Source organism: Flavobacterium sp. CG_9.1, from assembly GCF_015751645.1.
GTDB lineage: Bacteria > Bacteroidota > Bacteroidia > Flavobacteriales > Flavobacteriaceae > Flavobacterium > Flavobacterium xanthum.
Genome location: NZ_JADOVC010000082.1, coordinates 1 through 1,213 on the forward strand (window position 1 = coordinate 1; position 1,213 = coordinate 1,213).

Consider the following 1,213-nt stretch of genomic DNA (forward strand, 5'->3'; position numbering starts at 1 on the left):
TTAAGTACATGACAAAAAACTAAATAAGCTGTAATTTAGATTGTTAAATCCAGTCAAAAGAAATTTTGACAAGAAGTCTAATCCATATTTAAATACACTTATTGCTTTTCTTCCATGCGTTTTTATTTTTATTGGTTTACTATTCTGGTCGATATAGTCCCCAATCTTGTAGCACCAAACAAAAGCAATCATTGTCAACAAGAAAAGTCTTTCGAGCCTTTGTAAATCGGTCACATGAGTATCTTCAATATTAAATCCACTACTTTTCAAGCCTCTGAATAGTGTTTCGATTTGCCATCTCTGTCTGTAATATTCCATAGCTTGCTCTGGCTTGTTAAATGAAACAAGAATTAAAAATTCCATTTTACCCTCTCTATCGATAGTTTTGCTTCCAGATAAATAGCACCTTTGTCCATGTAATTCTACTATTTTGGGATAGTGATAAAATTCTCCTACTTTTAAATGATTAAAAAGCCAAAAAGCTTTAATTTCTTTTTGCTTTTGGTAGGAATAAATTTTGAAATTATTCCTTATTCGGATGTAATACCTAATGTTGTTTTGGTTCAAAAAACCTAACCATTCATTTCCAATAAACTCTCTGTCTGCCAGTAAACAATCAATAGTCTCACTTCCAAACCATTCGATATATTTGTTGATTAACTCGATTCGTTCCTGGGTATCTGAATTCCCTCGCTTATCTAACATTTTAAACATCAATGGAAACGCTACATTCTTGTAGCTAATTCCCAACATCAATATGTTAATATTCTGAGAACCAAACTTCCAATTGGTCCTATCTAAAACCAATACTAAACCACTCTGTAAAGGCAACAGATTAAATATCAAGGTAGATACTAATTTCATTGAGAATTCAAATTCTTTCATGAATCTTTGAATTCTCCTATAAGAACTACTCTTAGCCGCTTTTGTGTCAAATCCAGAGGCTAATCGATCATAATTAATTGTCTTTATTTTGCATAAAGCCGTTATAAATAAACAAATGAGCTTGACCCTTGGCAGACTGATTTCTCCTTTAAAATGGCTTTGTAAAACCGAGATCAATGTACTATCTTTACTTCCGAGACTAGTGTTTTTCATTATAAAAATTATGTAGTAATAATCTTATAATTTACAAAATACCGGTCTCTTTTCCTAATACTTACCTCGTATTTTACTGACTAACAGCGAAATATAATTTTTGTCATGTACTGAA

At 31.3% G+C, this 1,213-nt stretch carries 1 protein-coding gene; it reads right to left on the reverse strand.

What is annotated here, in order from left to right; genetic code table 11:
• Positions 1-1,098 (reverse strand): IS4 family transposase, encoded by a 1,098-nt coding sequence (locus IWX83_RS17095; RefSeq protein WP_073355801.1) that lies wholly within the window; start codon positions 1,096-1,098, stop codon positions 1-3.
• Between the last annotated feature and the right edge of the window lie 115 nt (positions 1,099-1,213).

What these genes read in the sequence shown, in the direction of transcription:
- IWX83_RS17095 (WP_073355801.1), bottom strand. Translation starts at nt 1,098, where the DNA reads ATGAAAAACACTAGTCTCGGAAGTAAAGATAGTACATTGATCTCGGTT.